Raw genomic sequence first — 23,791 nt, 5'->3', positions numbered from 1 at the left:
TTATGAGAATTTTATCCCCCCTGGCGATATGCCTCACCGCCCTGCTCAGCACCGGCTGCGGCAACGCGCTGAAAAGCGAATATCAACCTCCGAAGGTGGACTATCCGCCCCAATGGCAACCCGGTGCCGATGCCGCTACGTCAGTCCCTTTTGCCTGGCATGACTTCCACGATCCCCAACTGGACCGCTGGCTGCAACAGGTGATGCTGGCTAATAACGATCTGGCCGCTGCCGCGTTGCGCGTCTATCGCGCCCAGTTGGCGGCCCAACGGGTCGACATCGGCACCGCTCCCAGCGTAAACGCGACGCTCAATACCGGTACCAGCACCGCTCTGTCCAACTCATCACCCTGGAATAAAAACAGCAGCGCCAACCTCGGCGTCAGCTATGAGGTCGATCTGTGGGGCAAACTGGCACGACAGCGCGATGCCGCACAATGGGCCAGTCAGGCAACTCAACAAGATTTGCAAACTGCACGTTTGGCATTGCTCGCCAACGCCAGCAAAAATTACTGGCGCCTCGGTTTTATCAATCAACGGATTGGCGTCAGTCAGCAAAATATCGCTTACTCCAGACAGATCTTGCAGTTGGTCAATGCCCGCTACCGTGCCGGCAGCATCTCTTCACTGGACGTGGTGGATGCCGAGCAAAATCTGAACAACCAGGAGAGCAGCCATCTGGCGCTGTTGCGTGAGCGTCAACAAGCCTTGAATGAACAAACGGTGTTACTGGGCTCGCCCCCGGGCAAGACTTTGGTAGAACCCGCCCGTTTACCCACCGGCCCGCTGCCGCAAATCAATGCCGGTATCCCGGTCAACGTGCTGCGTCATCGGCCGGATATCAGCGCCAAAGAGATGCGGCTGCGTGAAGCATTGGCCAACATCGATGTAAAGCGTACCCAGTACTATCCGACCTTCAGCCTGACCGGTTCATTGGGTGCCAGCAGTACCGCATTGCTGGAGTTTTTGCGCAACCCTGTGACTTCGGTGGGGGCAGGGCTGTCGCTGCCGTTCCTTGAATGGCGGCAGATGGACGTAGATATCAAAATTGCCCGCAGCGACTATGATCTGCAGGTGCTGGAATTCAAACAGGCGCTGTATAAAGCCATGGCCGATGTCGACGATGCCTTGTCGTTGCGTGGCCAATTGATAGCTCAGGAAAAACACTTACAGGCCTCGTTGGCGTTGGCGCAAAAATCTGAACGCTTGAATGAGAGGCGCTACCGGCAAGGTGCCGTCCCAATCAGCTTCTGGCTGGATGCGCAGAATCGCCGCAGGCTGGCAGAACTGGCGCTGGATGAAAACCGTTTTGGCCAATATCAGAACCTGGCCCAACTCTATCTGGAATTCGGCGGCTCAGCGCAATAACTCCCCTCCCCGGCCTGACGTCTTCGTCAGGCTTTTTTCAGCCGCAGAACGCATTAATTTTGCCGGTTTTTACCGCAGTTCTTCCTATACTTAATCCATCCCTCACCAGACAAAAAACCGTCAACATGCACAATAGTTAATCTATTTATGCGCTAAATCGGTGCAAATTCATTAGATAAACTGCTAAATTTGATCACCGCAAGATATAACGTTAAGCTATAGATGCAAAATAATTAGTCACCTAAATGACATATTCCCGGTGAAAATTGAAATATTACGTGATTCGCATCACACAAAAAATGGCAATGGTCGATCTCTGCGTATAGCGCTTAGATTAACCAAACTGATAACTGGGCAGAAGGATCGCGAATTCACGTACGACTAAAATTGATTAAGGGATGATTGTATGAAGTTAAGAAAAAAACGTCATAAGCCGATGCATATTAATGACATCACCATTATTGACGACAGCAAGTTGAAAAAGGCCATAACCGCGGCGGCATTGGGCAACGCGATGGAGTGGTTCGACTTTGGTGTTTATGGCTTCGTGGCCTACGCCCTCGGACAAGTATTTTTCCCTGGCGCCACTCCCGGCGTACAGATGATTGCCGCACTGGCAACCTTTTCCGTTCCCTTCCTGGTTCGTCCGTTAGGCGGCATCTTCTTTGGTGCGATGGGCGATAAATTCGGTCGTCAAAAAGTCCTCTCCATCACCATCATTATCATGGCGGTGAGCACCTTCTGTATCGGTCTGATCCCCTCCTACGCTTCGATCGGTATTTGGGCACCAGTGCTGCTGCTGTTGGCAAAATTGGCGCAGGGCTTCTCGGTCGGTGGCGAATACTCCGGCGCGGCCATCTTCGTCGCCGAATACTCTCCAGACCGCAAGCGTGGCTTTATGGGCAGTTGGCTTGATTTCGGCTCGATTGCCGGCTTCGTGCTGGGTGCCGGCGTTGTAGTGCTGATTTCCAGCATTGTTGGGGAAGCCAACTTCCTCGACTGGGGCTGGCGTATTCCATTCTTCATCGCCGCGCCGTTGGGCCTGATTGGTCTGTACCTGCGCCATGCGCTGGAAGAAACTCCGGCATTCCAGCAGCACGTGGAAAAAATGGAGAAGGAAGACCGCAACGCTATCGAAAACCCGCCAAGGACGTCGTTCAAAGAGATTGCGGCCAAGCACTGGAGAAGCCTATTGGTGTGCGTCGGTATTGTGATTTCGACCAACGTGACCTATTACATGTTGCTGACCTACATGCCGAGTTACCTGTCGCATAACCTGCACTACTCGGAAGATCACGGCGTTCTGATCATTATCGCCGTCATGATCGGCATGCTGTTCGTGCAGCCAGTAATCGGCATGACCAGTGACCGCATTGGCCGTAAGCCGTTTATTATTGGCGGCAGCATCGGCCTGCTGGCGCTGGCGATCCCGTGCTTTATTTTGATCAACAGTAATGTGATTGGTTTAATTTTCGTCGGGCTGTTAGTCCTGGCGGTGCTATTGAACTGCTTCACCGGCGTGATGGCTTCGATTCTGCCGGCAATGTTCCCAACGCACATTCGTTACAGCGCATTGGCAATTTCGTTCAATATTTCGGTACTGGTTGCCGGTGCAACCCCAACGGTGGCCGCCTGGTTGGTCGAGTCGTCCGGAAACCTGTATATGCCGGCTTACTACCTGATGACAGTAGCGGTAATCGGTCTCGCCACCGGCCTGTACATGAAGGAAACCGCCAATAAACCGCTGCGCGGTGCTACCCCAGCCGCTTCAGACCGCTCGGAAGCCAAAGAACTGCTGCAGGAGAACTACGACAACATCGAACAGAAAGTCGAAGAAATCAACGAGCAGATCGCCGAGCTGGAAAAGAAAAAACAGACGTTGGTCGACCAGCATCCAAAACTGGACTAAAACCATGCTCTAATAAAAAAGTGCTCCTGGTGTCCCGTCCCAAGCGGTTGGTTTAGTTAACCTGGCACCAGTTATGCTGTTTCACTATCCCCCCGTCCGGCGAGGTGTAACCGATACAGCCCAGAATACTGTCGAACAGTTTCTCGTGGAAAACCGGCGTTTTCGCCTGCTGCAGCGCCTTTAACTGATTAAAAGCCGCCTGATGGTCGGGCTGGCTAAGAAACTTGTCGGATGCCCAGACCATAATAGGAATGGTGCGCTGCGCCTGCGGTGCATGGTCACGCGGGGTACCGTGGAAATGCATATTCTCCGAGATCGATTCACCATGATCCGAGGAGTAAAACACGATGGCATTACGATTACGTAACTGGTTGAAGACCTGCTCAAGGACGTAATCGGTATACAGCAGGCTGTTGTCGTAAGAGTTGATCATTGATTGCGTAGAGCAAGTATCATCAATACCCTGACATTCCGGTTGGTAGCGGGCAAAAGCACGAGGATAACGTTCAGTGTACATATAGTGCGAGCCCTTGGTATGAAGGATCACCAAATGCTTGCCCTGCGGGTGGCGACCTAACGAATCCTTTAACTCGTCAATCAGCGCAATATCATCCACAGGTTTACCGGCATTACGTTTTTCCGCCTGAATACTTTCTCTCAACTCATAATCATCCGCCTGGGTTTTGTTATAAAACCAGGCCTCGCTCTGCATTGAGAACAGTTCAGAGGAAAAACCCTGCTTTTTCAGCACGGAAAATACGTTCATTTCCTTCAGGGTCCGTTCCGGCGCTTCTGACGCTCCGCCTTCACGCACGAACATGCAACGTAACGAGAGCTTGGTTGAGGTATCGCAGGAATAGCCCTGCAGCACCGCCAGATTGCTTTCCTTATCCAGATTCGGCGTGTTGTCGCGTTGGTAGCCATAAATGCCCATGTGGTCGCGTCTGGCGCTTTCGCCAATCACAAACACCACGTACAGATCATTCACGTCTTTTGGCGGTTGATAGGTAAAGTGCGCCGCCGGATCAAACAGATTACGGCTGTCTTCCGCCTGGCTGTATGAGCTGTAGGTCAACAATCCCAAGGCAGAAAGCCAGTTGGACGGCGAATAACTGCCGGCCACCACCCCACCATAACTGGCCATCAACTGATTACTTTCCCGATCGTGACGATCCTGTACCTGCCCCATTAGCTTCAGGGGGAGCCAGCACAGCAGTGCGGCGCTCAGCATAATGCCGCCCTTCTTGCACCACGCCCAGCCGTTTCCTTTCTTATAAGTCGCTTCGTGCATCGGGGCCAACCAAATAAGCAGCATCGGCAACAGGCTCACCAACACCACCCACACGGCAAAATGCCAGCCTACCGACTCCCTGGACAAGTCAACGTCAGTGGTCATCACCGCCGCCAGAATGCCGTAGCCAATATCAACGTGGAATAACACCATGTAGTAGCTGGCGGCAACCGAACTCAACACCAGTAACGATGCCAAAACACGGAACAGCCTGCGCCCCAAAAACGAGATCAATAGCGTGATAAAACACACCAGGCAGAAGGCGGCGAGCACCTCAATGCCGATCGACAAGGAGTTGTCATAATGAAGTTGCTGATAACGGCGGTAAAATATGGGGATATTGAGTAACACACCGAGATAAAAAGCGATAAAGAAAGAGACCTGCAACTGGGTCCAGCGTCGGAACTTCTGCATTATTGATACCATTCTTGCCAAAGTGAATTCATACCCTTGCCAGATACAGGTTATTGTTGAGAGTTTTCTCTCTCCTGCTGCTGGAATGGTTATCTGACAGGCAATTTAGGCCGGCGTTGCCACGGTGGGTGAAATTAGTGCTGTTATGATGTAACAATTCATGTGTGGCGTTGTTTTCGTTTATCTCCAGTAACGGCAGTATCCGACCACCGTTACTGGAATCGTCCGTTTTATGGCATCTGCGGTTGCTCATCAGTCACGGCGTTTTGTACTGGCATCGCCGCCTGATTTTCTTCGCGGTATTTTTGCTTATCCCAGGCGCGGAAGAACGGATAGTAAATCGCCATTGAAATCAGCAGATTGACCACCTGGATCACCGTTCCTGAAATATGACCGCCAGTTGCCAGATAGCCACTAATGAAAATCGGCGTAGTGAACGGTAAGGCAATGCCGACCGGAGGCGTCACCAGCCCGGTTGCCATCGCGCTGTAGGTCACGATCACCAGCACCACCGGCGTCAGAATAAACGGCAGGAAGAAGTACGGATTCATCACCAACGGGATCCCAAACACCATGGGTTCACTGATGTTGAACAGACAACCCGGTGCGGCGATTTTCCCCAACTGTTTCATCTGAGTGCTACGGCTGCGCAACAGCATAAAGATCACCAGCCCCAACAGCGCTCCCGTCCCGCCGGGCGCAATCCACAAATCGTAAAATTGCTGAGTAATGATGTGCGGGATCGGCTGATTGGCCTGAAACGCCACCAGGTTTTCTGACATATTCGCCAGCCACACCGGTTGAATAAACACCAGTACGATAGCGTCGCCATGCAGCCCCAGCGTCCACAGCAGGCCGATCAGAATGACCGAGAAAATCATTCCGGGAAGTGTTCCACCCACGTGATGCATCGGGATGCCGATAAGCGTAGCGATCATGGTGTTGATATCGCCAAACGGCGTAGCCTCAACAATCAAACGCAGCAGCAAAATCACTGCTAGCACGCAGAACCCCGGGATCAAGGCCAGAAAGGATTTGGCTACCGCTGGCGGCACCCCTTCCGGCATGTTGATCACCAGATTACGGTTATGCACAAAACGGTAGATTTCCGTCGATAATAGCGCCACTACGATCGCCACAAACAGCCCCTGGCTACCGATAAAATTCATCGGCAGCACGCCTTTAACAATTTGCTCTGCGGCCCCTTTCACCGGTGAAAACAGCGTATGCTGGGGAATAGTCATGATAAACGCCACCAGCGAAACCGCACCGGTACTGAGCGGATCCATCCCACGGTATTTTTCCGCCAGCCGGTAGGCAATGCCAAAGCTGGAGATGATCGCCATGATGTCGTAGGTCGCCTTGACCGGATACAACAACTTGTCCCGCCACGCCGCACCAAACACCTCGCCCATCAGATTGGCGTAGCTGGGGATCGGTAAATAAGCGAAGATCAGGAAAAACGACCCGATTAACATAAACGGCATGTTGAGAATTATGCCGTCCCGCACCGACAAAATATGTTTTTGCCCGGCAATTTTTAACGCCGTCGGCAACACGTAACGTTCCAGAATGTTATTTAAACCCGCCATCATCCCCCCTGCCCGGCAAAGCCGGTCGTCGTGATTGTTATTATGGAATATCGACTTAATTAAACTGCGGTAGATAGGCCTGATTGAGGCTCAACACTTCGTCCAGTAAGGGTTGCGCAATGCCGACACCGCCAATCAGCGGGTTCACCACAAGCGCCAACAGCGCACTCTGACGATCGCCATGCACCGCCGCCTCTATGGTCAGGCGTTCAAAATCTTTAACCTGTTGAGTCAGTCCATTCATGGCCATTGGCAACGGGCCGAAGCTCAGCGGATGCGCGCCCTGTGCATCGATCACACAGTTGGTTTCAATCACCGCATCATCGGGCAAGCCCTGAATGGCACCGTTATTGCGAGTATTCACCACCAGCACCTTGCCGCTGTTATTGTGAATTGCGCGGATCAATTCGACCGCCACCTCAGAATAGAAGGCCCCCCCGCGAAAACTCAGTTGCTCCGGTTTTTTATCCAGTGTCGGGTCGGCATATAAGGCAAATAACTCTGCTTCTACTTTCATCACCTGCTCTGCACGGGTGCCCTGCGCGGCAGCCGCTTCCAGCTCTTCTTCCAGCATGCCGGCAGTCTGATAAAAATAGCGATGATACGGACAAGGGATTGCCCCCAGAGCCTGCAGAAATGCCGGAGGCCACGGCAGGTCTTTGATGTTGTTCATCGACAGCGTTTCGCCATTGCTTAACATTTCCAGCACCTTGGCGGTCACATCCTTACCGCTTTGCGTCACCTGATGCACCCACACCATATGGTTCAGCCCGGCAAACCGCAGATCTACCTGATCGTACGGCGCTTTCATCATATCGGCGATCATGTGGTGCATGGTGATCGGCACGTTGCACAAACCAATAATCTTCGCCTTGCTGTAACGGGAAACGGCTTCGGTAACGATCCCAGCCGGGTTAGTGAAGTTGATAATCCAGGCATTAGGCGCCACCGCCTCCACCACGCGTGCCACCTCCAGCATCACCGGAATGGTGCGTAACGCCTTGGCAAAACCGCCGACGCCGGTGGTTTCCTGGCCCAGACGCTGATATTTCAACCCCAGACGCTCATCGGCAGCGCGGGCTGCCAGTTGCCCCACTCGCAGCTGGGTCAGCACAAAACTGGCACCGCGAATGGCCGGCTCCAGCGTGAAATGTACCGAAACCACCACCTGCTCCAGCCCATTGCGCTTGAGCATTCTTTTGGTCAGCTCCGCAATAATGCCCACTTTCTCGCGGCCGGACTCCACATCAACCAGCGCCAGCTCGGTTAACGGCACATCCTGAAAATGCGCGATCAATCCCTCGACCAACTCCGGCGTGTAGCTGCTGCCCCCGCCTATTACGGTGATTTTAGTCATTGCCTGCCCCCTGGGGTAAACGACGATAAAGTTCGATCATGTCAGTGGCCAGATCCTGGATCAGCATCGCATTCATCAAATGATCCTGCGCGTGCACCAGAATTAAACTGACCGATACCTTTCCACAGCCTTCATCCATGCCAATCAGCTCCGTCTGCATGCCATGCGCCCGGCCAATATCGGCCTTCGCCTCTTCCAGCCTGGCGCTGGCGGCTTCAAATTCACCGCGACGCGCTAACTGCAATGCAGAAAGCAGCGAGCTACGCGCACTACCTGCATGAACCAGCAATTCCATCACACTAGTTTCCAAATCCATCATTACCTCCCCCGTCCTGATTCCAGACACGGCGATCCCACCGCGGGTTAATGAAATAACCCGTGGTAAATCAATAAATAAATGAATATGGGGAACTACGTCCCCAGAGTGTTTATCAGGCCAGCAGACTAAGCGCCTTGTCCAGCACCTTATCGCCGCGCATGGTGCCGTAATCCATCATGTCGATAACCGCCACGGCTTTTCCCAATGGCGCAGCCAGTTCGGCCAGCCGCGCATGTTCATATTTCACCTGCGGCCCCAACAGGACAATGTCTGCCCACCCCAGGATGCGTTCAAAGTCTGCCACCGGAACGGCTTCGATCTCGATATCCAGCGCTCGTTTTTGCGCTTCGTTTTTCATTTTTTGTACCAACATGCTGGTCGACATTCCTGCGGCACAGCATAAGACGATTGTTTGCATTTTTCAGTGTCCCGGTTGTTAGCCACCACGGCTGTTCAAATATAAAACAACTCCGTAACACGCTTGTAAATACCTTAAATCCATACGATTCGATTATGATTTTTACTTAATCATTTAAAAACAATCGATTAAAAAAAATTATCATGAAAATTTTTTTCAACACTGTGATCGACGATCTAATTTTTGGTTTAATAATCGCAATAACATTTTAAAATCCTTTAAAAACAAAAGGATAAAGACACAACAAATCAACACCGAGATGAGTGTCGTGTTTTACAACAGAGTGCATTGAAAATTATTTTCATTAATTTATTCTGCCAGTCAGGGCTTTATAGCGTGCGAAAAACAGGCTAGTTTGAAGCACCGGGCATCGGTTGGCACACAGAAGGGACACTGCAGTTATGGATCTCGTTTACCACATTCAGTTCCGTCAGGATCCGTTCAACCGTCAGGAGGCAAAAATTGCCCGGACTATCCTGGACAATCCCGGGTTCACTTCAACCGCGACTATTGAACAGTTGGCAGAGCGGGCCGGCGTCAGTACCGAGATCGTCACGCATTTTGCCCTGTCTCTTGGTTGTCAGGATCTTAACGACTTTATCTCGTTGATGCGCACTCAGCCTTTACCAATAAGCCAGCCAGCCACCGTGGCGCAACCGGTACTGGGCGGCATGGATATCGCCTTCTCGTCCGCTGCCGATATCGGTAAATTGCCCGGTGTCAGCCCCACGACTTTGAGTCGCTTCGCCAAATCCATCGGTTGTGAAGATATCGGCGACATCGTCTATCAAATCCGTGCGCGGCAAAACCAACTCAGCCAACAGGAAGCCAAGGTAGCACAGACCATTTTGGACGATATCGCCTTTGCTTCTTCCGCTACGATAGAGTTGCTGGCCAGTCAGGCAGGGGTTAGCCCGGCAACCATCACTCGGTTCGCCAAAACCATAGGCTGTGATGATATTCGCGATCTGCGCATGAAGCTGGCACAGGCAAGCGTCAGCGGATCACGCTACTTGGCTGCCCAGACAACCCCCAATGGGCCACCTCGTTTGTGGCTGCAGCGCGTCAATGACGTAGAAACCACGCTGCATCAACAACTGCAACAGGTAGAACATTCGGCATTAATAGACGCCAGTAAACAGGTGAGCCAGTGCAAAAGCGTGCATATTTTTGGCGTAAACAGCATGACGTTGTACATCAACGAACTGCAACAACGCCTGGTGGGTTTGGGTTATCCCGCTTTTGCCTGCCAGGATCCGGCACTGATGCGCATGACGGCCTCCACCCTGAGTACGCAACAGTGCGTGATACTACTCTCGCTGAGTGGGGAAAATAGCGATTTGCTCAATGCCGCCAGGTTAGCCGGTGCCACTGGCGCTTATCGCATCGCGTTGACCCCGGCAGGCAGCACTCTGGCATCCCTGGCAGATAAGGTCCTGCCCCTGAGTGGTGGGAGTGCCGCACGCTATGGGCTGATGCTGACGCTGGATCTGTTGCTGGCACAGTTAATGCCAGAAAGCCTCGGTGCGCAAGCGGAAGATTAAATCCACAGAACAAGCCTTAACTCTGGTTATCGTCTGAGGATTTTCCTAATTAGCCATCCAGATTGCTCCACCCTATTGATAGGAATATTCTTACTACGTTATCGTTAACATGCCAATTAGGTAGTGACCTAAGTGGCATTTGCACAACTTTAATTTTTATATGGCTTCTCTGCCAGCTTCGGCTGGCACTTTACATTTCATCAGCGGTAAAATTCCATGATCGATTACTCCCTTTACGGTCTCAACGATAAAGATGTCGAGACGTACCGTGAACAAATTTACAACCTGCTCGGCAAGGGCGTTATTCAGGTGCTCTCCGCCAACAAGCCCATCAGCAAACAAAGCATTCTCGCCTATTTGATCAAAGAGATCGAAACACAACCCGATGACCATTGCCAAAAGCTGCACAGGGCGGCAATCGAAGTTATTGGTGTCACTGGCCGCTAAGGAACTGCATGCGAAAATCGGATCTATGCACCATTCTCTCTATCGCCGCCGTGGTGGCCATTATGTGGGTAGCGAACTGTAGCGCTGATCTAGCCCCGCCGTTTGGTATTCACTAGTGCGACCAAGACTTTCAGGAGAGATAGATAAGCACAACCCCGGCTCAACCGCCGGGTATTGCGCCAAGCCAGAATGATTGTTGTCGTTTGGGTGACTGTAAATTATTTGCGCACGAATAAAATAAAGGGATATCAGGGAGGTATGGCTCAACGGGGGCCAGATACAAGAAAACCGCCTTCCGGCGGTCACGACATTACTACTTATTGCTTTGATTATTCTGGAATTTATTTTCCTGGTACCGGGGCGGGATTTGAACCCGCACAGCCATAAGCCGAGGGATTTTAAATTCAGCGTTAACATCTTAAAAAACAATGGGTTGTTTAAAAATTCGGAACATGGATTAATAACTTCACATTTAGAAATCATCTAGTTAGAGCAAGACTAACCCCCATCTTCCGAACAATTACATGCATAACCGGCCGAATGCCAAGTTACCTTTAATTCCTTATTGGATACTCCCGTCAAACTGCAAAACACCCCAAGATGAAAAAGTGACCGACCATCGTAATATTGGACGTTTCCAAGCGACCACGTCGAACAATAGCACTTCAAAGATCAAGGCCTTTTAGCATATAATGGCTCAGTATAATATAGGAAACTAACTAATTTATGATACGGAAATTTATTTCTTATGCGTCTGGTTGGCGCATAGGCACAGCAGAAGAATATAGAACATGTTATTGCCTTTATGGCGGTAGTTTTGTAACTCACCCTGACGTTTTATCTTTTATGCAACGTCAACTTAACTTACGCCATAAATACTACATCAAGCGGGATTCCAATGGCTCACTACTCGGCGGTATGTGTACCAATGGAAGAAAAGAGATCGCTATCGTCGGACGTCAGTCGAAAAAAATCGGGGTTGATATGTTCCCGTTTAACAAAGACGAAATGATTTTACCAATTAGCAGCAGCGTTAAGACAGTGATCCCTTATCGCTCTAAAATCCTATCGTCCTTAAACGGCCGTTCAACATTGAACTCTACGTTTTCGCTTAATAGTCAGCGTGAAATTTGTCTGGCTAAAACCTGCGGCAAAGGTGGATATTCATCATCAACAAAAAACAGCCGGAACCGCGAGCTAAAAAAATTCCTGAATTCAGGTGGTGAAATAGTAGACCAAGCATTATTAACACCAGCTCAAATTGTAGACATTTACTTTGAGTTGTATGCCAAGCGCTGGGACCGGGAGCCCGGAAACAAGCGTCAGATGATGGAAATGATAACGTCGCTGCGTGAAATGATATTCGGTTTTGTGCTGTTCTATAACGGCAAGCCGTGTGCTTTTCAATTAATTACTCGCACTGACAGTCCAAGATGGATCTGCTTTGATTATGTGAATGGTGGATATGACCGTGAACATAACGGATTTTGCCCTGGGACGATTGTCACCTGGTTAAACGTTCGGGCCGCATACGAGTTATGCGAACAGGAAGGAAAGGAGATGCGCTATTCCTTCGGCAAGCCGACGGAGGCGTATAAAGATAGGTGGTGTGAGCGCGCACCGCTGGGGCGCACACTGTCGATTTAAATTAATGAGCCGGGATCAATCCCGGCTTTCATAATCACCCCATCAACTCGGCTTTTAACGCGTTGAATCGCGCATAGAGCGTGTTTTTCGCGTCAACCGACAGCGCACCGGGGACGATTATTTTCGCGGTAATGTCCCCTTGAAAACCGTTACTCAATGGGTTGCCTGCGCCACCTACGATCAACTGGCGCGATGCAGCCGTTGAGAACGGCTTAGCCGGGATCTGGATCTCTTTCTGCTGTAATAGTGCGCCGTCATGCTCCCAACGATGATGCGAGCTCGTCGCCTCGATTGCTGCAATGTGCCACTGATTATCGCGAAATCCTGCAATCGTCGTATTGATCGGATAATTGCTTGGGTCACTGACAGCCGTACCACCGTGATTGATCCAAACAGCATCTGTCAGGAATGAGTCATTCCCGAACCGGACGCGCAGCCAGTCAGGAACCGTCGTATAGTTCCCGCAGATATTACGCCGGTTCCCGTGTAACCTTCAGTGTTCGGTAGCGGGATACGGTACAAAATAAACTGCGAATAAATCCCATCGGCAGGCAGGGATTCGTAACCACTTTCGGCTATCAGCGCGCCAGAGTTGGACACAGCCCGGCCGAAACCTAGTGCAAACCCTTTTCCAGCCGCAATAACCCGAAGTGAAAATAGTGCCGGTGGTGGGTAATCAGAAAGGATGAATATTTATGCTGCTTTCAGGTTTTATCTTCTGAAAGCATCTTCTGAAGATGTTCTGAAAGGTGATTTCGGGTACAAAAAAACCGCCTTCCGGCGGTCACGACATTACTACTTATTGCTTGTTATTCTTGAATTTATTTTCCTGGTACCCGGGGCGGGACTTGAACCCGCACAGCCATAAGCCGAGGGATTTTAAATCCCTTGTGTCTACCGATTTCACCACCCGGGCTCGGGAAAATTGGAGGCGCGTTCCGGAGTCGAACCGGACTAGACGGATTTGCAATCCGCTACATAACCGCTTTGTTAACGCGCCTAAATTCTGTTTACCTTTTTCAGGCTAAAGCTCGTAAAACACCAGCTTTATCAAATTTGGAGCGGGAAACGAGACTCGAACTCGCGACCCCGACCTTGGCAAGGTCGTGCTCTACCAACTGAGCTATTCCCGCATTAATCAGAACTTACTGATTTTTTTGCTATCTTTCGGCAAATCACTGCTGCCGTCTGATGCGATGCATTCTACTTACCTGACGTAATGAGTCAATAAAATTGTTGGCTCATTACGTTTGTTTGACGATTTTTGCAGCGCTTTGATCAGGGTTCCAGCAAATCTTTGCGGGCAGCGTTCAAATATTGGAACATTGACCAGAAAGTCAGCACCGCAGCAATGTACAACAAACCAAAAGACACATACTCAACGGTGCGGTCCGGACGCCAAAGCAGACCGACCAACGACATCATTTGCGCCATGGTTTTTACTTTGCCAATCCAGGACACCGCTACGCTGCTGCGTTTACCAATCTCCGCCATCCACTCACGCAGTGACGAGATGATAATTTCACGAGCAATCATGGTCGCCGCCGGCAGAGTGATCCACCAGACGTGGTAGTGTTCCGCCACCAGCACCAGTGCCACCGCCACCATCACCTTGTCCGCGACCGGGTCGAGGAAGGCTCCAAAGCGGGTAGTTTGCTTCCAGCGGCGGGCGAGGAAACCATCAAACCAGTCGGTTATGGCAGCAAACACAAAGATGACGGCGCAAACCATCGGAGCCCAGGTGAACGGCAGATAAAATGCCAGAACAAAGAATGGGATCAGAACTACGCGAAACAGAGTAAGCCAAGTCGGTATATTCAATTGCATAATGCTAGGGTAACTATCTGGCTGGAGTGGGAATTAAGAGTATGTTGCTACATTGCCCTCAGTGTTTCAATGCATTGTAGATCTTTTCTGCCAATGCTTGTGAAATACCCGGCACTTTTGCAATTTCCTCAACGCTGGCGTTCAATAATGGTTGAAGTCCGCCCATATACTTCAACAGCACCTGTCGCCGTTTTGGTCCAACGCCGTCGATCAGCTCCAACGCGCTGGTATTTCTTACTTTTGCCCTTCTCTGCCGATGCCCGGTGATCGCGTGGTTATGTGAATCATCGCGGATGTGCTGGATCACATGCAGCGCCGGTGAATCCGACTGCAAAGCAATCCCCTCACCTTCAGGTACAAAGAAAAGTGTTTCCAACCCGGCTTTACGGTCTGCTCCTTTGGCGATACCGATCAGCAAGGGTTTGTTTTTATCCCAGCTCACGTTCAGCGAGTTAAATACGTCAATCGCCATACCAAGCTGCCCCTTGCCACCATCAATAAAGATAACGTCGGGGATTTTTTTCTCTTCCAGAGCCTTACCATAGCGGCGTTTCAACACTTGCGCCATCGCCGCATAGTCATCCCCTGGCGTAATGCCGGTGATATTATAGCGACGATACTCGGAACGCAGCGGCCCATTAGCGTCAAACACCACGCAGGAAGCTACAGTTTGCTCACCCATGGTATGGCTGATGTCGAAGCATTCCATGCGGTTAATCTCGGAAAGATTCAGCACCTTAGTTAACTCGGCCAGTCGCTGATGAATGGTCGACTGCTGGGAAAGCTTGGTGGTCAGAGCTGTCGCGGCATTGGTACGCGCCAGTTTAAGGTAACGAGCACGGTCGCCTCGCGGTTTACTCTGGATCTGGATTTTGCGACCGGCCAGTTCAGACAACGACTCGGCCAGCAGGTCTTTTTCCGGCAAAGTGAAATCCAACAGGATTTCCGCCGGCAAGGTACGCATCTGGCTACCCTGTAAATAGAACTGACCGACGAACGTCTGCACCACTTCGCTCATTTCGGTGCCGCCTGGCACTTTGGGGAAGTAGCTGCGGCTGCCCAATACTTTGCCCTGGCGGATAAACAGTACGTGCAGACAGGCCATGCCTGCCTCGAATGCCACGCCGATCACGTCCAGATCGTCGCTGTTACCGGACACGAACTGACGCTCAGTCACCCTGCGTACCGCCTGGATCTGATCGCGTATCTGCGCGGCCTCTTCGAAGTTCAACGCCTTGCTGGCGATTTCCATCCTTTCAATCAACTGATGCAGTACCTGCTGATCCTTGCCGGACAGGAACAGGCGAACATACTCCACCTGCTGACGATATTCATCTTCACTCACCAGCCCGGCGACACAAGGTCCCAGACAACGGCCGATCTGGTATTGCAAACAAGGGCGCGAGCGGTTGCGGTATACGCTGTTCTCGCACTGACGTATCGGGAACAGTTTCTGCAGCAGCGCCAGCGTCTCACGCACAGCATAGGAATTGGGGAATGGGCCGAAATACTCCCCCTTGGCATGTTTGGCACCACGATGCACGGCCAACCGCGGGTGGCTGTCCGCACTGAGGAAGATCAGCGGATAAGATTTATCGTCTCGCAAAAGAACATTATATCGAGGCTGGTATAACTTTATGTAGTTATGTTCCAGTAATAGCGCTTCTGTTTCGGTGTGCGTAACAGTAACGTCTATTTGTGCGATATTTTTAACCAGCGTCTCAGTTTTACGGCTTCCCACCTGCTGGCGGAAGTAACTGGCAAGGCGTTTTTTCAGATCTTTGGCTTTACCGACATAGATAACCGTGCCAGAGGCGTCGTACATTCGGTAGACGCCGGGCTGGCTGGTTACGGTGCTTAGAAATGCTTTGGCATCAAAACGGTCACTCACTGCTTAACAAAGTCTCCGCATTGAACAATCCGTGTCGGATAGCCAGGTGTGTCAATTCAACATCACCGCTGATATTCAGCTTACTGAACATGCGGTAACGATAACTGTTCACCGTTTTGGGGCTGAGACTCAGTTGTTCTGAGATCTCGTTAACCTTTTTGCCTTTGGTAATCATCAGCATAATCTGCAGTTCGCGCTCAGACAGGCAACTAAACGGCGTTTCCGTCTGCGGTTCCAACTGGCTCAATGCCATCTGTTGGGCAATATCGGACGCGATATAGCGCTGCCCGGCCTGCACGGCGCGAATGGCATTCACCACATCCTGTGGCGCCGCGCCCTTGCTCAGGTAGCCTGCGGCGCCCGCCTGCATTACCTTGGCCGGCAATGGATTTTCAGTATGGATTGTCAGCATAATGACTTTTACGTCGGGCGCATAGCGTACAATCTTGCGCGTGGCTTCCAGCCCGCCAATACCCGGCATGTTCATATCCATAAGAACGATATCTACAGCATTGCCACGGCACCATTTCACGGCGTCTTCACCGCACTGGGCCTCCCCGACAACTTTTATACCTTTGATATCTTCAAGAATGCGTCGTATCCCTGCGCGCACCAGTTCGTGGTCATCAACAAGAAGAACGCTAATCAAGGAAAAATCTCCAAAAAGAAGGGAGTAACGCAATCAGCCGCTGTTATAGGCAGAGATATTACTTGTTTTTCAGCCAAGAATGAACACAGATTAATACTTACTCCCGATTAACTTTGCGCAATGGGCCAAATTTTTGAATTTTAGTCACCCAAGGCAGCCCGATAAAACCGTTGTTTGTCGATAAAAAACCGACGATATGAATATTACCATGCGGGCCTCTGACCTCATGATAGTGCGTCTAACCTAACCCGCAGGTAAAACCAGTGTAAGCAATCGCAACACAGATAATACTAACACCGGCATGACCAGCTTGTAATTTATTGAAACAACACAAAATGGCAAGATTATCTTTATCTCACATGGCGAAATTCATTGCAAAAGAAATTATTCAATCCATGCCAAGCCAACGTCAGGCCAGAGACTAATGTTGATCATTTAAATAACAGGAGCAAGGTAACAATAACCTGCCAGACAAATACTTATTAACTCAAAAAAAAATAACTTGGCGGTATTGTTCAGCAAGCCGATTAATTCATCAATAGTGAGTATGCACTATAATGTGAAGTCGCTTAAACCCTGGAACTGACTCCAGTTAATGGTACGGACTACGACAGCGCTATCAGTGCAGATGGATAGCTGCATGCTATGCTATACTCCGCGCCCAGTTAAATACGCATCTGCAGGTTCGAGTGAATGATATCGGTGTGGGTGCGCATCAAAATGCATTTTGTTTCAGGCTTCGGCCTCAAAAACCAGGAGAGAAAATGAGCAACGTTGATTTCACTACGTCTGCAAACCCGGAAACGCTAGCAACAGAAGTTGCCTGCCTTAAAGCCACGCTGACGCTGATCCTGAAATCGATCGGTCAGGCCGATGCCGGGAAAGTCATTATCAACATGGAGCGCTTTATTGCGCAGATTGAAGACCCGACCCAGGCCGAAATTTTTAAAAACAGCATCCAACAGATTAAGCACGCTTACCGTCAATAATCTGTCACCCTTCCGGCCTGCCCTTATCGCCGCTGCCACCATTCCCTCCAGGAGAATGGTGGCAGCGGCGCTGATAGTCCCCCCGCCAGGCTTAAGGCCTACCGGCCTGCAGTACAAACCCACGCTGCATATCACCGGCAACGCGGAAATAGCGGCTCTCACCGGCGCGTAGCGTCATTGGCAGCCGCCCGCTGGTATCACGCCAGATACACAGGCTGTTTTCGATCATATCCTGCCCAATACTGATTTCGTTATTGCCTACCGGCACCCGAAACTCGGCCTTCTCTTTGGATGCCAGCGAGGCGGCGAACTCGCCGTTGATATAAACCCCAGTCCGGCAACTTCCCGCCAGCATCCCGCTGTCGCGTACCACCACTATGGTGGCAAATGGCGTTTGTGGCACATTCTGATAAAGCAGCAACCGGCTGGGCGGCGGTGATTCGGCCTGCTGCAGCGGAACGGCCTGGGTGGCACAACCAGACAATAGCACGGTGGTAACAAGTAACGCGGCGTAATGCTTCATCCTTTGCTCCTGAAATAAACCAACCCTCATACTAGCAAGAGAATAGCCACTGACTGTAGCACCGGGGTATCACCAATAGAAAAATAGGATAACTTCCAGTGGGCTGAGAAAAAAAGAGCCGGAATAATCTTACCCACGCCAACTCTATTGCTACAAGGCAAGGCAGTCCGTAGAGATAAGAATATTCTGTATACAGTATATTGAAAATAATAAAAATTTTATGGTTTTTCTAAATTTTGACCATGCGTTTTTGTATGTCATCGCGAAAGGCTTTACCCACATAGTTAAAACCATCTTCCGTCACATAAACCCGCGAGTAACCGTTTTCTGACAGCGTAGTCACCATATAACCTGCGTTAATCATCTCCGTAGAGGGTGCATTCATAAGAGTAAGAAAACCGCGGCCACGACACCATTGATAGAAGCGAGTACGGCCATAACCCAATGAATCACCGACATCAGAAAGATTTCTCAGCCGTTCACAATCCTCTGATAATGAAGGTAAATCACCACTATCTTTAAGTGTTTTAGGTTTATTCGCCAAAATATAAATCCCTTTAATGTCTTCATCATCATGACAGTCATTCATCGATCCTGAATCTAAAAAATTTACACCTGAATTGCAATCTCATTACCGACATATTCAATAATTTTTTTAATCTTGATTGTTTATAAAAAGCAATATAAAAAAACTCAATTTAATTACGCAGAGTACAAATATCCTTATACAGCAAATAATAAGAATAAATCCTTAGGCAAATATCTTAATGAATAAACAATAAAAAATAAAAAAACACAGAAAAAAATTAGCACGAACATGATAACAAATAAGTATTATTCTACTTATCAACAAGGCATCTTCCTCACACATTGCCACCAGCCTCACCTCAACCCCATCTAAACAATAACTATTATCATTTTCAATTTTAGCAGCAGTTTATTACACTCAGGCTCCACCTGAGAAAATTCTCAGCGTGTGCATTTAGGACGAAAGGAAGAGTCAGGAATACCATGAAGAAGTATAGCTTTTTGATTTTATTACCGTTAGTAACATTGACCGCCTGTACCCAATGGGAACGCGCTGGCGCCGGCAACGCCACCCGTGATGCGGAGTATGCAGAATGCAAGGGGCGGGGATACGAGCGGTTTCCTCCCGATGTGGTACGTGACTTTGAGTTTAGCTACGAGAACCAATACCACAGCTGCGAGAAAGACAAAAAAGACTGCCCGAAAGGCTACCGTTACGATAAACAACCCTCGTTTAAAACGGTGCAAAACGATCGCAATGAAGAGGCACGAACGGCGACTATCGAAGCTTGTATGTATGGCAAAGGCTGGCATGAGAAAACCTATTACTGGCCACAGTAATCTCAGCGTTGTCGAGGCTGGCACTTAGCTCAACTGACACTGCTTACCGCCGGGGATTATTCATCATCACCGTGCGGCATGCCGGTCCTCGGCCTAGCTTTATTCTGTTCCGGTTTTTTATCTTTTGCGGCCGATAATGCCCGACCAATCAGCCACAGCAGCAGCGGTATCAGCAGCAGGCACAGCCCCAGCGTAATCAGTGCATTTATCATCCGTTGTCCGCCCGATCTTTCTGGTCACTATGTCTGAGTGTAGCAGGCTTATCCGCCGTGCTCGATATGGCCCAACCGAGCCAGAGTAGCCACCCTGGCTGGCGTCAGGGGGATCCGTGGGACCGGCAGTGGCCAGCCGAACAAATGGCGCGCTGCCGCCGCACAAATCTTGCCCTGGCAAGCACCCATGCCACAGCGGCTGCTCAACTTGGCGGCCGTCCAATCGGCTAATCTACTTAACTGATGCAGCGGCACATCCTCACAACGACACAATAGCGTTTCCCGTGTCGCCAGCGTTTTCAGCATAGGGTTAAGCACAAAGGTAACCTGCGCGGCGTTCAGTGCTTGGCTGCTCACACCATACTCCGCCATGCGTTGCAGTTTACCTTCGGCATGTGCATTACTCGGCGCTGTGGGCCGATATCGAACCCTTGACCGACAAGGGGCTGGTGGCCCAGGCCTATACCCCCAACCATGTCTGGGTCACGCCGGCAGGAGGAACCCGGCAGCTGTTTGGTACCAATCCGATTGCCTTCGGTTGGCCACGTCCTCAGCGACCACCCTTTATTTTCGATATGGCCACCAACGCAACAGCACGCAGTGAAACCGAACTGCATCGCCGCGCCGGTAAGCCGTTGCCACCGGGGTGGGGCATCGATCGCCAGGGGCAACCCTCCGCCGATGCGGCGAGCGTGTTGCAAGGGGCGATACTGACCTTTGGCGGTCATAAGGGGTCGGCGCTGGCGGCGATGGTCGAACTGAGCGCCGGGCCGTTGATTGGCGATATGACCAGTAAGGAATCACTGGCCTACGATCGGCAAACCGGCTCCTCCCCTTACGGCGGTGAGCTGATTATCGCGATGGATCCCGATCGTTTTCTGGGGGCGGACAAGACGGTGCATTTGGCCAGGGCAGAAGTCTTATTTGCGGATTGAGTGATCAAGGGACACGTATTCCGGGGGAACGGCGTTTTGAGCGCCTACAGTACAGTGAGCAGCACGGCATTAGCTTGCAGCAGACGCTGTATGACGAGATTGTGGCGCTCTGCCGATGAACGAATCAGGCCCGCAATGCAATATTGCGGGCCTGATTTAACGGGATTACCTGACCACCATCACCGAGATATTGGCATGGCGCACAATGGCCGCCGCGTTGGAACCTAGCAGGTAGGTTTTTACACTCGGGCGACGCGAGCCGATGATGATCAGATCGGCCTTGATCTCCTCCGCCAACTGCAGCACCTCATCGCGCGGCGAACCAAAGCTGATGGTGTAATCCAGGCGATCCAGGGGAATGTCTATTTCCGACATGATCTTCTTGAGCCTATCTACCGCTTTCACTTCCGCCTGATTCTCAAATTCCTTGATACCGAAAGAATAAGCGGTAACGAATGCCGAAGCATCCGGCAGCGCATGGAAGAAATGCACTTTGGCACCGGATATTTTCGCCAGGTACTCAACATGCTCCAGCGCATGCTCGGTCAACAGATCTTCTTCAATATCTATCGGCACTAATATAGTCTTGTACATATCACATCCCTTCTATGCAACCTTGGTGCCTACAGGGTACTGCCGGGAAGAGTACGGGTGAACCGCTTATTCGCGCTTTTGTGATCGGCGGTAAATACTGACCAGGATAATTCCTTATTTAACAAAATATAAACATCACATTTCTAACGGATAGCCGATTAACTATTTCAAACGCGGTTAAATAAGCTGTAAATACACCGCCTTCGCCGTGGCGACGGTTTTATTGGCCACCGAAAGCTTTTTAATCGAATTGCCAATGTGGAAATTCACCGTCCGTTCACTCAGCCCCATTAACTGAGCAGTTTCTTCCGAGGTTTTACCTTCGCTGCACCAGCGCAAAATATCCTTTTCGCGCAGAGTCAGCACATCTTTGATTGCCTCGTCGTTTACCGATATTAATGCCTCACGCAGCGTTTTATGAACCATCTGCGCCAACCACAGGAAGAAGGTTTCGTTACGCGCACTGGCCTGCGACCTGATTGTCGCCAGCCGCAACGCGCAATTCAGTTTCCCGGAAACCGGGCTGGGATTGATAGCCGCGCAGGGAGAGTGTTCACGGCTGCCGGCGCGCATCTCACCCTACATCGCCCTCGATTGGTTGTTGACCGGCCGGATCATCACCGCACAGGAAGCCTGGCAACAGGGGGCTATTTCCCGCATCAGCGAGGGCAGCGCATATGAGGAGTCGCTGAATCTCGCCCGGCAGATTGCGCAGAAAAATCCGCAGGCAAGTCAGGCGGTGAAGGCCATCGTCCACCATGGATTAAACCGACACGAAGCCCCTTCCTTTGACTACCAACAAAGTGGGGTAAACCGGGCGCGTCAGGCGGCAATATCCTTTTAGGAACATTCTTAATGAATGGTAATCATTCGCAGTCTAATTTTTAATCATTACAAGACAGTGCTTGAGAAGCCATTAACCCCGCTCTGCGGGGATTTTTTTGCTCCCTTAGCCCTTCACCAAGGCAAATGGCTGCATAAACAGGAAGGTGCAGGGTTTACTTTGATGCTGGTTGATTAACGGTACCAAACGCCTGAAATGTTCCGTCTGGCAATGGGCGTCCGGCGCGGCGCGATCGGGCCACTCTTCGACAAAAATAAAATGCCCCGCGTCCTGATGATCGATAAACAGTTCATAGGAGAGACAAAGCGGCTCCTGCCGGGTTTTCTGCACCAGTTCCTGATACAGCAGCATCACCGTTTCAACACAATCGAGCTTGATAAAATCTTCAGCAATCACTTTTAACATTGTTACCTTCCTTGTTTTTATCTCAAGCGAACCATCAGGGTAACCGCGCTATCTCATCAGGATGAACCTATTCAGTTAACAAAACCTAATTGACCATTTATTGAGGTTATCAATGGGAAACTGGTCACCAGAGGATACATTTTCAAAGGTGGCCGATGGAACAACTCACACAAATTATTGCCAAATACAGCCCGGAACCTGAATTCCTGTTGTTGATTATCTTTTTATTTTCGCTGGGAAAGTCAGTGATTTTTATTTCCTCGTTGCTGCCACCCGCGTCGGTCACGCTAATACTGGGCATCGTTGCCGGTAAAAGCGTGCTCCCCGACGTTCATGTCTGGGGGGCGATTACCCTGGGCGCCTTACTCGGCTCCGTTTTGTCCTTCCATTGTGGCGCGCTGTTCTGCCTCCGGGGATCACTCAAAGGGTTACCGGTCAGATTTCATGCACCACTGCACAGGGCACAAACCGCACTGCAGAAAAAAGGCATGCCACTGTTGTTTATCTCGCGTTTTTTGGCGGTGATGCGCTACAGCGTGCCGTTGGTGGCCGGCATCATTACATTGCCCCTGAGGCAGGTCTATTGCGCCAGTGCGCTGTCCGCCGGGATTTGGGCGCTGGCTCTGATATTGGTTAGTCGGGTGTTTTGACCTGACTATCAATACCAGACTGGCCGATACTATGGCTAAGGTAGTAAAAAGCCACCTAAAGGTGGCTCTAGGTTGCTGACAAAGCAGGAAAAAGCGTGGTTTTTCCTGCTTTGTGGTGAGCAGCCGAAAATCAATAAATTGATTTTCCTGATTTTTATTTATCGGCCTCTACTCGCTCTGGGCAGGAATGAGGTTTGTCATCAGTCTGAAGCCACCTAAAGGTGGCTCGATGGTTACGCGTGGTTTTCACAACCCGGAAGGCTACGGTCAATAATTAGGTTACCCTCTGCCCGAACACCAATCTTGCCAAACAGGAAGGCATGGTTGAGCTGAGTGATAACTACATTACTCAAACCTACAGCGCATTTATCTTTCTCAATAACTTTATCGATGGCTGTTTTCATTTTACAGAAAGCCAACAACACTTTTCGATAGACTTCCGGCATCCAGACACTTCCCACTACGTCCGGCATATATCATGCTCCCAAGGCAATCGGCTTATTCAATCGAAGTCCCATTATCAATTTTGCAGGAAATAGCTGGCTGTACCACACCCGAAAGGTTGAGATCGGAAGCCCACCTTGCGCCAGATCACTTAA

General features: G+C 50.5%; 24 protein-coding genes, 3 tRNA genes and 3 pseudogenes. 10 read left to right on the top strand and 20 right to left on the bottom strand.

Annotation, left to right across the window (positions count from 1 at the left end; all coding sequences use genetic code 11):
- Nucleotides 1–2: 2 nt before the first annotated feature.
- Both ACUTSU_RS16455 and proP read left to right on the top strand, forming a co-directional pair.
- Nucleotides 3–1,367 carry a TolC family protein gene (locus ACUTSU_RS16455; RefSeq protein WP_445654407.1) on the top strand — a complete coding sequence of 455 codons (1,365 nt, stop codon included), beginning with the start codon at nucleotides 3–5 and terminating at the stop codon, nucleotides 1,365–1,367.
- A gap of 406 nt (nucleotides 1,368–1,773) precedes the next feature.
- Nucleotides 1,774–3,276: a glycine betaine/L-proline transporter ProP gene (gene proP / locus ACUTSU_RS16450; protein WP_445650800.1), complete on the top strand. Its 1,503-nt coding sequence runs from the start codon at nucleotides 1,774–1,776 to the stop codon at nucleotides 3,274–3,276.
- A 52-nt stretch (nucleotides 3,277–3,328) separates the two neighbouring features.
- Here proP and eptB read toward each other — a convergent pair whose 3' ends face one another.
- The 5 genes from eptB to ACUTSU_RS16425 all read right to left on the bottom strand — a co-directional run bounded on the left by eptB (nucleotide 3,329) and on the right by ACUTSU_RS16425 (nucleotide 8,667).
- A complete protein-coding gene (eptB, locus tag ACUTSU_RS16445; RefSeq protein ID WP_445650799.1) occupies nucleotides 3,329–4,981 on the bottom strand; it encodes a kdo(2)-lipid A phosphoethanolamine 7''-transferase in 1,653 nt (550 codons plus the stop codon).
- Nucleotides 4,982–5,211: 230 nt separating this feature from the next.
- Nucleotides 5,212–6,573: a PTS cellobiose transporter subunit IIC gene (celB, locus tag ACUTSU_RS16440; protein WP_445651143.1), complete on the bottom strand. Its 1,362-nt coding sequence runs from the start codon at nucleotides 6,571–6,573 to the stop codon at nucleotides 5,212–5,214.
- A 55-nt stretch (nucleotides 6,574–6,628) separates the two neighbouring features.
- Nucleotides 6,629–7,930, bottom strand: a complete 1,302-nt coding sequence (locus tag ACUTSU_RS16435) for a 6-phospho-beta-glucosidase (protein WP_445650798.1) — start codon at nucleotides 7,928–7,930, stop codon at nucleotides 6,629–6,631.
- Nucleotides 7,923–8,249 carry a PTS lactose/cellobiose transporter subunit IIA gene (locus tag ACUTSU_RS16430; RefSeq protein WP_445650797.1) on the bottom strand — a complete coding sequence of 109 codons (327 nt, stop codon included), beginning with the start codon at nucleotides 8,247–8,249 and terminating at the stop codon, nucleotides 7,923–7,925. Before ACUTSU_RS16430 ends, ACUTSU_RS16435 begins: the two co-directional genes overlap by 8 nt.
- A 112-nt stretch (nucleotides 8,250–8,361) precedes the next feature.
- Entirely contained in the window at nucleotides 8,362–8,667 is a 306-nt protein-coding gene (locus ACUTSU_RS16425) for a PTS sugar transporter subunit IIB (protein WP_445650796.1), read from the bottom strand.
- A gap of 401 nt (nucleotides 8,668–9,068) precedes the next feature.
- Here ACUTSU_RS16425 and ACUTSU_RS16420 point away from each other — a divergent pair, with 401 nt between their 5' ends.
- The 3 genes from ACUTSU_RS16420 to ACUTSU_RS16410 all read left to right on the top strand — a co-directional run bounded on the left by ACUTSU_RS16420 (nucleotide 9,069) and on the right by ACUTSU_RS16410 (nucleotide 12,305).
- Nucleotides 9,069–10,211 carry an SIS domain-containing protein gene (locus tag ACUTSU_RS16420; RefSeq protein WP_445654406.1) on the top strand — a complete coding sequence of 381 codons (1,143 nt, stop codon included), beginning with the start codon at nucleotides 9,069–9,071 and terminating at the stop codon, nucleotides 10,209–10,211.
- A 216-nt stretch (nucleotides 10,212–10,427) separates the two neighbouring features.
- On the top strand, nucleotides 10,428–10,658 hold the full coding sequence (locus ACUTSU_RS16415) for a hypothetical protein (RefSeq protein WP_445650794.1): 231 nt from the start codon (nucleotides 10,428–10,430) through the stop codon (nucleotides 10,656–10,658).
- Between the two features lie 726 nt (nucleotides 10,659–11,384).
- Entirely contained in the window at nucleotides 11,385–12,305 is a 921-nt protein-coding gene (locus tag ACUTSU_RS16410; RefSeq protein ID WP_445650793.1) for a GNAT family N-acetyltransferase, read from the top strand.
- Between the two features lie 34 nt (nucleotides 12,306–12,339).
- Here ACUTSU_RS16410 and ACUTSU_RS16405 read toward each other — a convergent pair whose 3' ends face one another.
- The 7 genes from ACUTSU_RS16405 to uvrY all read right to left on the bottom strand — a co-directional run bounded on the left by ACUTSU_RS16405 (nucleotide 12,340) and on the right by uvrY (nucleotide 16,672).
- The gene (locus ACUTSU_RS16405; RefSeq protein ID WP_445650792.1) at nucleotides 12,340–12,462 is read right to left on the bottom strand and encodes a hypothetical protein; all 123 of its coding nucleotides are present in this window, start codon (nucleotides 12,460–12,462) and stop codon (nucleotides 12,340–12,342) included.
- Between the two features lie 673 nt (nucleotides 12,463–13,135).
- Nucleotides 13,136–13,221 (bottom strand) — tRNA-Leu (locus ACUTSU_RS16400).
- A gap of 10 nt (nucleotides 13,222–13,231) precedes the next feature.
- Nucleotides 13,232–13,305 (bottom strand) — tRNA-Cys (locus ACUTSU_RS16395).
- A gap of 57 nt (nucleotides 13,306–13,362) precedes the next feature.
- A tRNA-Gly gene (locus tag ACUTSU_RS16390) sits at nucleotides 13,363–13,438 on the bottom strand.
- A 145-nt stretch (nucleotides 13,439–13,583) separates the two neighbouring features.
- The gene (gene pgsA, locus ACUTSU_RS16385; RefSeq protein WP_017892379.1) at nucleotides 13,584–14,132 is read right to left on the bottom strand and encodes a CDP-diacylglycerol--glycerol-3-phosphate 3-phosphatidyltransferase; all 549 of its coding nucleotides are present in this window, start codon (nucleotides 14,130–14,132) and stop codon (nucleotides 13,584–13,586) included.
- 58 nt (nucleotides 14,133–14,190) lie between these two features.
- Complete coding sequence (gene uvrC / locus ACUTSU_RS16380) at nucleotides 14,191–16,023, bottom strand: excinuclease ABC subunit UvrC (RefSeq protein ID WP_445650791.1); 1,833 nt, start codon at nucleotides 16,021–16,023, stop codon at nucleotides 14,191–14,193.
- Entirely contained in the window at nucleotides 16,016–16,672 is a 657-nt protein-coding gene (gene uvrY / locus ACUTSU_RS16375; RefSeq protein WP_012006273.1) for a UvrY/SirA/GacA family response regulator transcription factor, read from the bottom strand. Before uvrY ends, uvrC begins: the two co-directional genes overlap by 8 nt.
- Nucleotides 16,673–17,436: 764 nt before the next feature.
- On the opposite strand from uvrY, the gene ACUTSU_RS16370 reads away from it, so the two are divergent.
- Nucleotides 17,437–17,661 carry a DUF2594 family protein gene (locus ACUTSU_RS16370; RefSeq protein WP_020826235.1) on the top strand — a complete coding sequence of 75 codons (225 nt, stop codon included), beginning with the start codon at nucleotides 17,437–17,439 and terminating at the stop codon, nucleotides 17,659–17,661.
- Nucleotides 17,662–17,752: 91 nt separating this feature from the next.
- On the opposite strand, the gene ACUTSU_RS16365 is transcribed toward ACUTSU_RS16370, so the two are convergent.
- Both ACUTSU_RS16365 and ACUTSU_RS16360 read right to left on the bottom strand, forming a co-directional pair.
- A complete protein-coding gene (locus ACUTSU_RS16365) occupies nucleotides 17,753–18,184 on the bottom strand; it encodes a hypothetical protein (RefSeq protein WP_445650790.1) in 432 nt (143 codons plus the stop codon).
- A gap of 229 nt (nucleotides 18,185–18,413) precedes the next feature.
- The gene (locus ACUTSU_RS16360; RefSeq protein ID WP_445654404.1) at nucleotides 18,414–18,773 is read right to left on the bottom strand and encodes a hypothetical protein; all 360 of its coding nucleotides are present in this window, start codon (nucleotides 18,771–18,773) and stop codon (nucleotides 18,414–18,416) included.
- A gap of 422 nt (nucleotides 18,774–19,195) precedes the next feature.
- Between ACUTSU_RS16360 and ACUTSU_RS16355 the strand changes: the two genes are divergently transcribed.
- Nucleotides 19,196–19,552, top strand: a complete 357-nt coding sequence (locus ACUTSU_RS16355) for a hypothetical protein (RefSeq protein ID WP_445650788.1) — start codon at nucleotides 19,196–19,198, stop codon at nucleotides 19,550–19,552.
- 56 nt (nucleotides 19,553–19,608) lie between these two features.
- Here ACUTSU_RS16355 and ACUTSU_RS16350 read toward each other — a convergent pair whose 3' ends face one another.
- The gene (locus ACUTSU_RS16350; protein WP_445650787.1) at nucleotides 19,609–19,764 is read right to left on the bottom strand and encodes a hypothetical protein; all 156 of its coding nucleotides are present in this window, start codon (nucleotides 19,762–19,764) and stop codon (nucleotides 19,609–19,611) included.
- A gap of 48 nt (nucleotides 19,765–19,812) precedes the next feature.
- Nucleotides 19,813–20,085 (bottom strand): annotated as a pseudogene (locus ACUTSU_RS16345) (FAD/NAD(P)-binding oxidoreductase); the annotation flags it as partial.
- A 68-nt stretch (nucleotides 20,086–20,153) separates the two neighbouring features.
- Here ACUTSU_RS16345 and ACUTSU_RS16340 point away from each other — a divergent pair.
- Nucleotides 20,154–20,818 (top strand): annotated as a pseudogene (locus ACUTSU_RS16340) (Ldh family oxidoreductase); the annotation flags it as partial.
- A gap of 46 nt (nucleotides 20,819–20,864) precedes the next feature.
- Here the strand turns inward: ACUTSU_RS16340 and ACUTSU_RS16335 are convergent.
- Together ACUTSU_RS16335 and ACUTSU_RS16330 are read right to left on the bottom strand one after the other, a co-directional pair.
- Nucleotides 20,865–21,293, bottom strand: coding sequence for a universal stress protein (locus ACUTSU_RS16335; protein ID WP_261095199.1), 429 nt, complete (start codon nucleotides 21,291–21,293; stop codon nucleotides 20,865–20,867).
- Nucleotides 21,294–21,470: 177 nt separating this feature from the next.
- Nucleotides 21,471–21,764: pseudogene (locus ACUTSU_RS16330) on the bottom strand (LuxR C-terminal-related transcriptional regulator); the annotation flags it as partial.
- On the opposite strand from ACUTSU_RS16330, the gene ACUTSU_RS16325 reads away from it, so the two are divergent.
- Entirely contained in the window at nucleotides 21,718–22,137 is a 420-nt protein-coding gene (locus ACUTSU_RS16325; protein ID WP_445651142.1) for an enoyl-CoA hydratase/isomerase family protein, read from the top strand. The pseudogene ACUTSU_RS16330 and the gene ACUTSU_RS16325 sit on opposite strands and share 47 nt — an antisense overlap.
- A 105-nt stretch (nucleotides 22,138–22,242) precedes the next feature.
- Here the strand turns inward: ACUTSU_RS16325 and ACUTSU_RS16320 are convergent, their stop codons facing one another.
- On the bottom strand, nucleotides 22,243–22,542 hold the full coding sequence (locus tag ACUTSU_RS16320) for a putative quinol monooxygenase (protein ID WP_445654403.1): 300 nt from the start codon (nucleotides 22,540–22,542) through the stop codon (nucleotides 22,243–22,245).
- Nucleotides 22,543–22,697: 155 nt separating this feature from the next.
- On the opposite strand from ACUTSU_RS16320, the gene ACUTSU_RS16315 reads away from it, so the two are divergent.
- Nucleotides 22,698–23,192, top strand: a complete 495-nt coding sequence (locus ACUTSU_RS16315) for a DedA family protein (RefSeq protein WP_445650785.1) — start codon at nucleotides 22,698–22,700, stop codon at nucleotides 23,190–23,192.
- A gap of 233 nt (nucleotides 23,193–23,425) precedes the next feature.
- Here ACUTSU_RS16315 and ACUTSU_RS16310 read toward each other — a convergent pair whose 3' ends face one another.
- Complete coding sequence (locus ACUTSU_RS16310; protein ID WP_445651156.1) at nucleotides 23,426–23,665, bottom strand: hypothetical protein; 240 nt, start codon at nucleotides 23,663–23,665, stop codon at nucleotides 23,426–23,428.
- Nucleotides 23,666–23,791 lie beyond the last annotated feature (126 nt).

It is taken from the genome of Serratia sp. NA_13 (genome assembly GCF_052691735.1).
The sequence above is the reverse complement of the archived record's forward strand: the minus strand, read 5'-3'. Positions and strand labels throughout refer to the sequence as shown.